General features: G+C 71.1%; 10 protein-coding genes. 2 read left to right on the plus strand and 8 right to left on the minus strand.

What is annotated here, in order from left to right; translation table 11 throughout:
• Positions 1-43: 43 nt before the first annotated feature.
• The 6 genes from NOD94_RS39005 to NOD94_RS39030 form a co-directional block, all read right to left on the minus strand.
• Positions 44-697: a CE1759 family FMN reductase gene (locus NOD94_RS39005; RefSeq protein ID WP_281210992.1), complete on the minus strand. Its 654-nt coding sequence runs from the start codon at positions 695-697 to the stop codon at positions 44-46.
• Positions 694-1,839, minus strand: a complete 1,146-nt coding sequence (locus tag NOD94_RS39010; RefSeq protein ID WP_281210993.1) for an LLM class flavin-dependent oxidoreductase — start codon at positions 1,837-1,839, stop codon at positions 694-696. Before NOD94_RS39010 ends, NOD94_RS39005 begins: the two co-directional genes overlap by 4 nt.
• 209 nt (positions 1,840-2,048) lie before the next feature.
• Positions 2,049-2,546, minus strand: coding sequence for a MarR family transcriptional regulator (locus NOD94_RS39015; RefSeq protein ID WP_281210994.1), 498 nt, complete (start codon positions 2,544-2,546; stop codon positions 2,049-2,051).
• 54 nt (positions 2,547-2,600) lie between these two features.
• Complete coding sequence (locus tag NOD94_RS39020) at positions 2,601-3,032, minus strand: STAS domain-containing protein (RefSeq protein WP_281210995.1); 432 nt, start codon at positions 3,030-3,032, stop codon at positions 2,601-2,603.
• Positions 3,029-4,111 carry a cobalamin-dependent protein gene (locus NOD94_RS39025; RefSeq protein WP_281210996.1) on the minus strand — a complete coding sequence of 361 codons (1,083 nt, stop codon included), beginning with the start codon at positions 4,109-4,111 and terminating at the stop codon, positions 3,029-3,031. Before NOD94_RS39025 ends, NOD94_RS39020 begins: the two co-directional genes overlap by 4 nt.
• Positions 4,108-5,700, minus strand: coding sequence for a PP2C family protein-serine/threonine phosphatase (locus tag NOD94_RS39030; protein ID WP_281210997.1), 1,593 nt, complete (start codon positions 5,698-5,700; stop codon positions 4,108-4,110). Before NOD94_RS39030 ends, NOD94_RS39025 begins: the two co-directional genes overlap by 4 nt.
• A gap of 367 nt (positions 5,701-6,067) precedes the next feature.
• Here NOD94_RS39030 and NOD94_RS39035 point away from each other — a divergent pair, with 367 nt between their 5' ends.
• Positions 6,068-6,421 (plus strand): STAS domain-containing protein, encoded by a 354-nt coding sequence (locus NOD94_RS39035; RefSeq protein WP_281210998.1) that lies wholly within the window; start codon positions 6,068-6,070, stop codon positions 6,419-6,421.
• Positions 6,422-6,488: 67 nt separating this feature from the next.
• Positions 6,489-6,905: an ATP-binding protein gene (locus NOD94_RS39040; RefSeq protein WP_281210999.1), complete on the plus strand. Its 417-nt coding sequence runs from the start codon at positions 6,489-6,491 to the stop codon at positions 6,903-6,905.
• A 123-nt stretch (positions 6,906-7,028) separates the two neighbouring features.
• Here NOD94_RS39040 and NOD94_RS39045 read toward each other — a convergent pair whose 3' ends face one another.
• Both NOD94_RS39045 and NOD94_RS39050 read right to left on the minus strand, forming a co-directional pair.
• Entirely contained in the window at positions 7,029-7,406 is a 378-nt protein-coding gene (locus NOD94_RS39045) for a fic family toxin-antitoxin system, toxin component (RefSeq protein WP_281211000.1), read from the minus strand.
• Positions 7,406-7,645 carry a hypothetical protein gene (locus tag NOD94_RS39050; protein WP_281211001.1) on the minus strand — a complete coding sequence of 80 codons (240 nt, stop codon included), beginning with the start codon at positions 7,643-7,645 and terminating at the stop codon, positions 7,406-7,408. Before NOD94_RS39050 ends, NOD94_RS39045 begins: the two co-directional genes overlap by 1 nt.
• Between the last annotated feature and the right edge of the window lie 194 nt (positions 7,646-7,839).

The following is a 7,839-nucleotide window of genomic DNA, read 5'->3' on the forward strand; positions in this document are numbered from 1 at the left end:
CCGGGGCGTCGGGGGCGTCGGGGCGTTCGCGGGTCGGACGCGGCTACCCGGCCCTCAGCGCGGCCAGCCGCTGTTCGAACGGCACCGGCTCGAAGCCGCCCGACGGATCCACCGACGTGATCGCTCCGGTCGGCGAACGGGGGGCGATCGCGGCGGCGGTGTCGACGTCCGGGGCGGCGTCCCGAGGGGCGGGCGTCATGAACCGAGCCAGTTCCGCCCCCGCACGGGCGATCCGCTGCGCCAGTCCCTCGTCGCCCCAGTCCTCCGAGGCGGCATACACGGCGGTCGGCAGGACGAGCGCCCGGAGGTACGTGAACAACGGGCGCAGCGCGTGTTCGGTGACCAGGGAGTGTCGGGCCGTTCCACCGGTCGCGCCGAGGAGCACCGGCTTCCCGGTGAGGGCGTCCTTGTCCAGGAGGTCGAAGAAGGATTTGAACAGGCCGCTGTACGAGGCCGCGAACACCGGCGTCACGGTGATCAGGCCGTCGGCGGCGGCCACCGCGTCGAGTGCGGCCGCCAGTCGGGCGGGCGGGAACCCGGTGACGAAGTGCTGCGCGATCTCCGTCGCGAGCTCCCGCAGTTCGATGACCTCGGACTCGGCTGCCACACGGCCGAGCGTCTCGGCGGCGAGGCGATCGGCGAGCAGCCGTGACGAGGAGGGCGAACTCAGCCCCGCCGATACGACGATGAGCCTCATGCCCGGGTCCCCTCCTTCGTCTCGTTCGTGTTCTTCGTACCCGTCGTACCCGTCGAGTCCCTCGGGGTCTCCAGGGCCGCCGCCACGCGGGCGGAGTGGGTCGGCGCGTCCGGCACGCCGGCCGGACGCAGGCTCGCGAACTCCTTGCGCAGTACCGGCACGACCTCCTCGCCGAGCAGATCGAGCTGTTCCAGGACGGTCTTGAGGGGCAGTCCCGCGTGGTCCACCAGGAACAGCTGGCGCTGGTAGTCGCCGGCGTAGTCGCGGAAGGACAGGGTCCGTTCAATGACCTCCTGCGGTGATCCGACGGTCAACGGTGTCTGCGAGGTGAACTCCTCCAGGGACGGGCCGTGGCCGTAGACCGGAGCGTTGTCGAAGTACGGGCGGAATTCGCGCACCGCGTCCTGCGAGTTCTTGCGCAGGAACACCTGTCCGCCGAGGCCGACGATGGCCTGCTCCGGCGTACCGTGCCCGTAGTGGGCATAGCGCCGGCGGTACAGCTCCACCATCTGCCGGGTGTGGGAGGGCGGCCAGAAGATGTTGTTGTGGAAGAAGCCGTCACCGTAGTAGGCGGCCTGCTCCGCGATCTCCGGCGAGCGGATCGAGCCGTGCCACACGAACGGGGCGACGCCGTCCAGCGGGCGGGGGGTCGAGGTGAAGGACTGCAGCGGAGTGCGGAACTTGCCCTTCCAGGTGACGACGTCCTCGTCCCAGAGTCGGCGCAGCAGCGCGTAGTTCTCGATGGCGAGGTCGATCCCGTCGCGGATGTCCTTGCCGAACCAGGGGTAGACCGGGCCGGTGTTGCCTCGGCCCATCATCAGGTCGACGCGGCCGTCCGCGACGTGCTGGAGCATCGCGAAGTCCTCGGCGATCTTCACCGGGTCGTTCGTGGTGATCAGCGTCGTCGATGTCGAGAGGATCAGGTTCTCGGTCCGGGCGGCGATGTAGCCGAGCATCGTCGTCGGCGAGGAGGGGACGAACGGCGGGTTGTGGTGCTCGCCGGTGGCGAAGACGTCGAGGCCGACCTCCTCGGCCTTCTGCGCGATGGCGATCATGGTCTTGATGCGCTCGTGCTCGCCGGGCGTGCGTCCGGTCGTCGGATCGGGCGTGACGTCACCGACGGTGAAGATTCCGAACTGCATGGCTCCCCTTCCGGGATCGTTGATGATTCAACCATCTGCCGTAACGAAGGGTGCGCGGAAGCTATTCCCGTGTGCCGCCCCCGGCTGCGAGCACCGGAACCGCACGTCGCAGGGCAGGCCCCGGCGTCGGCGGCGACCACGCGGACCGCCTGCGTCACGTGCCGTCCTGGCCCCCCTGAGCGCACGCGGCCGGATCCGAACGCCCCGGATCAGGCGGAGGGGTCCTTCTGCCTGGGGAAGGCCGCTGTCGCGTCGATGCTCAGGCACAGGGCGCCGAGGCCGGTGGCCAGGGCCTGCCGGTGGTCGGCGGTCATGAAGTCGAGGGCGTGGGAGAGCATCTGCTCACGGCGCTCCCTTATCCGCGCCAGGTGCTCCTCCCCGGCGGCCGTCAGCTTGAGGGTGAGCTCGCGGCCGTTACCCGGACAGGGGTGGCGTTCGAGGAACCCGATGGCCTCCAGTCGGTCGCAGAGGCGGGTGACGGAGGGGGCGGCCGCGTCGAGGAGGCGGGCCAAGGCGCGCATGCGGATGCCGGGTTGGCGACCGACCACGTACATGAGGCGCAGTTGCGAAGTGGAGGCCGGGCCGGCCGTGGCTCCCTGGCGGGCGCTTTCCCACATGACGTCGAGGAGTTCGACGATGTCGCTGACGGAGCGGGCCGCGTCGTGGTCGCTGCGGTGCGGCCGGGGGACCGGGGCCGGTACGGGCATCTGCGTTTCCTCACGCGAGCGGTTCGCCCGGCGGCGGGTCAGCGCGTGATGGGTTCAGCTGCTGGTGTCCGGGCTGGTGGAGCGGGCCGGTATGGATTCCTCCGAAGCAGCGGATGGTCTCGGCTCCGCGGTGGATCCGGAGTGGCCTCCTGCCTCCGGTGCGGTGAGGTGCTCAAGGGTACCGGTCACCTTCAGCAGGCGGTCCAGCTGCGCGGGTCGGTGGTCGAGGTGGAGGCGTGCGCCCGCCGCGTCGGTACGGCGCCGGATCATCAGCAGGGCCGACAGCCCGGTCGCGTCGACCGTGGCGAGGTCCGTGCAGTCCAGACGCAGCCTGCGCAGCCCGACGGACTTGGCCAGCACGCGACCGACCGCGTTCAGGAGGACGTCGCCGCAGTGGCGGTCGAGGTCGCCGCGCAACTCGATGCGCACGGTGTCGGGGGCGTCGACGTACGTCAGGTGGAGTCCGTTGGAGGGCGTGCTGGTCATTGCGGGGTCCCGGCGGCGGTGAGAAGGGTACGGGTCAGGCGGGCGGAGCCGGATCGCAGGATGCCGGCGGCGCGGGGAAAGTCCTTCAGCTCGCGGCCGAGGAGTTCCAGCGCGGGCAGGAGGCTCTTCGCGGGGACACCGCGGGCGGCGAGGACGTCCGCGGTCCATGCGAGGAACCCGCCGAAGAGGTCATCGTCGTCGGTGTAGAGGGCGGTGGCCAGGAACTCCACGATGTGGGAGAGGTCTTCGGCCGTGCGTTCCCTCTGCGGCTCGTCGTATTCGCGCATCGCCGGGTAGGCGTCCTCCAGCGCGTCGAAGACGGCTTTGACGAGCCGGGGGCGGCTACGGGTGACGAGCGTGTACTCCTGATCGATCAGGTGCGGGAGGTCGTCCATCGGCTGGTGGTCCGGCTGCGGGCGCGGAAGCGGCCGACGGGCCAGGTCGTCGGCGGCCGTGCGGGCATCGGGAGCCCAGGCGTCGGCCCCCAGGAGGCGGGCGAACCGGCCGTCCGCCCCGAACGCGGCGCCGCCCACGAGTACCGGTGTACCGGTGGCCTGGCAGGCGGTGATCGTCGCGTGGGCGGTGGGGAGCCGGGTGGCGATCGAACCGGAGAGGGCGACGGCGTCGGGCCCCGTCCGGTGGATGTGCGCGACCAAGTGGTGTGTGGGGACCTGGGCGCCGAGGTAATCGACCCGCCACCCCCGCAGGCGCAGCACCTCGGCCAGCAGACGGGCCGGCAGGCCGTGCCACTCGCCGTCCACGCAGGCCACCGTGATCCGGCCGCGCGCAGGCTCGGTCCGCGCGGAAGGGTGCAGCGCGACGAGGGCCACCGCCCGGTCGTTGATCGCCGTGGCCGAGTGCTCCTGGGCGACGCTGATCCTGTTGGCGGCCCACTCCGTACCGACGCGACCCTGTACCGAGGCGATCACGTCGAGCAGGACGACCTCCGGATCCGCCCCTTCGTCGAGTGCCCGACGGACCGTCGCGGCCGCGACCCGCTCGTCGCCCCGGCGCACGGCCTGCCACAGCCGTTCCGTCAGGTCTTCGAGCGTTGGAGGCTTCGCGAGGTCCATGGTCATGCGGTGAACCTGCCCCGTGTGTGCCCGTTCACCGCGCTCAGGTGGTTGGTGCGTGGAGCCGAGATGACGACGACCGCCATGTCGTCGTGGCGGCCGGTCCCCACCCACTGCGACGCGAGCATCTGGACCCGCTCGACGACCGCCTCGGCGGGCATCCCGGCGCACTCGGCGAGGGCCCGGCGCAGCCGGACCTCACCGAACATGGAGTTGCCCAGCGGGCCTCCGCGTGCCTCGGTGATCCCGTCGGTGTACAACACGCACGTTTCGCCCGGCGCCAACGTCACCAGCGCAGTCTCGGCGATGACGTTGGGCAGCGCGCCGACCAAGGTGCCCTGCGTGGGCGCCTCCTCGACCCGGCCGTCGGCGCGCACGAGCAGCGGGGCGGGATGACCGGCGCTGGTCAGCCGCAGCCTCACGGCGTTGCCCTCGCGGGCGGCGGAGGCCAACACCATGGTCGCGAAGCGGGCGTTGTGCGTGTTCAGCAGCGATGTGTTGAGCAGGCTCAACATCCGCTGGTGGTCGTCCGCCATCGGCAACAGGGCGTGGAGGGTGTTGCGGATCTTCCCCGTCATCACGGCGGCCTCAAGTCCCTTGCCGCACACGTCCCCGAGGACGACGAGCGAGGCCTCGCCCTCCACACTCGCGGGGTGGACGTCGTAGAAGTCGCCGCCGATGCGTTCGTGGTCCTGGGCGGGCCTGTAGCCGCCCGCGTACTCCACGCCCGAGACGTGGTGCAGCGACGGCGGCAACAGCTCCCGCATCAACGTCTCGGTGATCGCCGCCTGCTCCGCGTACAGCCGGGCCGCAGACATCGCGGCGCCGGCCCGGGCGGCGAACAGTCGGGCGAAGACCTCCTCGGCCTCCGTGAACGCGGAGCTGCCGGTTCCACGCAACAGGATCAGCGCGCCCGCGGGCACGCCGTGCCCCGGCAGCGGGGTGATCACGATCGACCCGACCTCCCCGAAGCCCTCCGGGATGAGCCAGGCCGGAGCGGCGGAGGGATCGATCCAGCGGGAAGGCACGGGCGGGAAGCCCTGGAGCGCCTCGCCCAGCCCCGGCACATCCTCGGGCGCTCCGGCCACGCGGGACGATGACGGCGCCCCGCCCCGCAGGCAGGTCACCATCGGCAACTCGGGCCCGCCGGCCGGGGCGATCACCAGCGCCGCGTCGGCGAGGTGCTCGGAGGCCATCTGCGCCGTGACGTCCATGCACCGGTCCAGGTTCAGTGAGGAGAGGAGCAGGTTGGACGCCTTGGTGAGGAAGGCGGTGCGCTCCCGTTCCATCCGCAGCGCCTCGCGGGCCAGGCGGTGGTCGGTGTCATCGACCAGCCACCACACGACCGTTCCGTCCTTGCCCGCCGAGGGGTGCGCCTCGAAGGCGCGGTCCCCGACCCGGCCCTGCACGATCCGGTCCGGGGCGGAGCCCGGTGGGTGAGGGGCGGTTTCGGGAAGCAGATGCCGCGCGTGCGCGGTGGACAGCCATGTCGGGACGGCGTCCACCAACGCCGATCCCGGGAGTGCGCCGGGGAAGACCGCCCCGGCCGCCTCGTTGGCGAACACCACGGCTGACCGGGCGTCCGCCACGAGCACGGGGTAGGGGGCCTCACTCCACGGGAAGCCGGATGCGGCCGAAGGGATTGCCTGGGCGAGATTCACCAAACGTCGAAGGTCCGCTGCGCGAACCCCTCACCTCAATTGCCTAGAAGGAAATTCTTGCCCTCAGGCAACCATCCTTCATGAACCACTCCCTTGGCAACCGCGCCCCGGCGCGGCGCGGTCGCGCACCGCATGTGCATCGAAATGGCGCTCCCGCGTGCGCGAGGTGGCGCGAGGTGGACCGCGCGACGATGACAGTCACCACCAAACCGACGGTCGACTGCCGTACCGCACCTCTTCGTTGACCCTGGGGCGCGAGGCCTCGGCGTGGGTCCCGGCCGGGGTATAGGAGAATGTCGGGATGACTGGAGACGAGAACGAACCCGTGGTCACCGTGACCAGACGCGACGGCATCCCCGTGGTCCACCTCCACGGCGACCTCGACGACGACAGCGCGCCCGCGGCCTCCCGGGCGCTGAGCGAGGCCGCGACAAGTGGCGCCGGCCGAACGGTGGTCGACCTGTCGGGAACCTGCTTCGCGGACTCCTCCATCCTCCACGTCCTGCTGGAAGCACAGAAGAACCACGCCGCGGCGGGACTGGTACTGGTTCTCGCCGGTCCCCTCCAGCCGGTCGTCCGCCGCCTGTTCGACGTCACCGGCTCCGGGAGGGCCTTCCACATGACGGACAGCCTGGCGACCGCGATGACATGCTGAGGGTTCCGCTCCACCGAATCGCCTCAAAGCGGCGTACTCGTCACGATCAAGGGCAGGCGATGTCGGTATGAACCTGCCCACAGCGGCCGACGGACTTTCCGCCCCCACGGCCCCAAGGGGTGACCACGAGCAGGCGGCGGTCACCCCGGCCGGTGCCCGGCACGCCGTCGCCGAGCTCCTTCGGCGGGCGGGCATCGGCCTCGACGGCGTCACGGCCGCCGACGCCCTCCTCATCACCTCGGAACTCGTCACCAACGCGATCCGCCACGGCGGGGGCGTCACCGGCTTCCGCACCGGTACCGCGGACGGTGCCCTCCACCTGTCCGTCAGCGACGCGAACCCCCACACCCCGGTCGCGCGCACAGCCGAACCCGAGCACCCGGGCGGGTTCGGCTGGCCGCTGATCCAACGCCTCGCCGAACGTGTCGAGATCACCCCTCTGGCCGATGGCAAGACCATCACCATCGTCGTACGCCTGACCTGACCTGACCTGACCTGACCTGACCTGACCTGACCTGACCTGACCGGTGGGGTGCGACCTGGGCTCGGTCGACCGTGTTCGTCACCGGGACCGGGCGCGTGTCGCGCGGGGCCCGTGTCGGTGGCGTCAGGTGGTGGTGGGCCAACTCCGCAGCAGGGCGGCGATCCTCGGCGCGGTGCAGGCGGGGTCGAGGAGCATGTCCCTGAGGGCGATGGCGTCGTCGCGGGTGGGTTTTGCGTGGATGCCGGCGGCTTCGAGGTACATCACGCCTGTTGCCGCGGCGACGGCCATGTTGGAGCGCTCCAGCCAGCGACAGCGGCCGAGGGTGTGGACGAGCGCTGCCGCTTTGGCGTAGGGGCCGTCGTACAGCGGCTGCTCGAACAGTTCGGCGCGATGGCGGGCGACCGCCGCGAGGGGCACCCCGTAATCGTCGGGGGCCGGATCGCCCACCCCGGCGGCTTCGGCGACCTGGAGGATCCAGGCGACGTCGATGTGCGGGTTCATCAGGCGGCACGTACCCCCGAGGAGGCCTGTTCGGCGTCCTCGGCTTCGTCGAAGACGGCCTGATGGTCGGCGAGGAACCTCGCCGCGGCCTCCACGGCCCTGGCCCGCAGGCCGCTGGTGTCGTCCTGAACGAGGCGGGCGAGGTAGTCGCCGATGCTCAGGCCCAGGTCGGCGGCACGCTTCTTCGCGAGTTCGGCGATGTCCGCGTCGACCCGGGCGCCCAGCTGTGTTTTCGCCATACGCGGATGGTAACAGCTGTTACCAGGCAGTGGTGGCGTGGCCGGGTACGCAAAAACGCCCAGCTGGAGGTTCCAGCCGAGCGTGCGTGCGTCTGAGCGTGCGGGGGTGTTACCGGTGGCTCAGTACCAGTGGTGGGTCTGCCAGAAGTTCCAGGCGCCGACGGGGCTGCCGTAGCGGGAGTTCATGTAGTCCA

This window comes from Streptomyces sp. Isolate_45 (genome assembly GCF_024721315.2).
Taxonomy (GTDB): Bacteria; Actinomycetota; Actinomycetes; order Streptomycetales; family Streptomycetaceae; genus Streptomyces.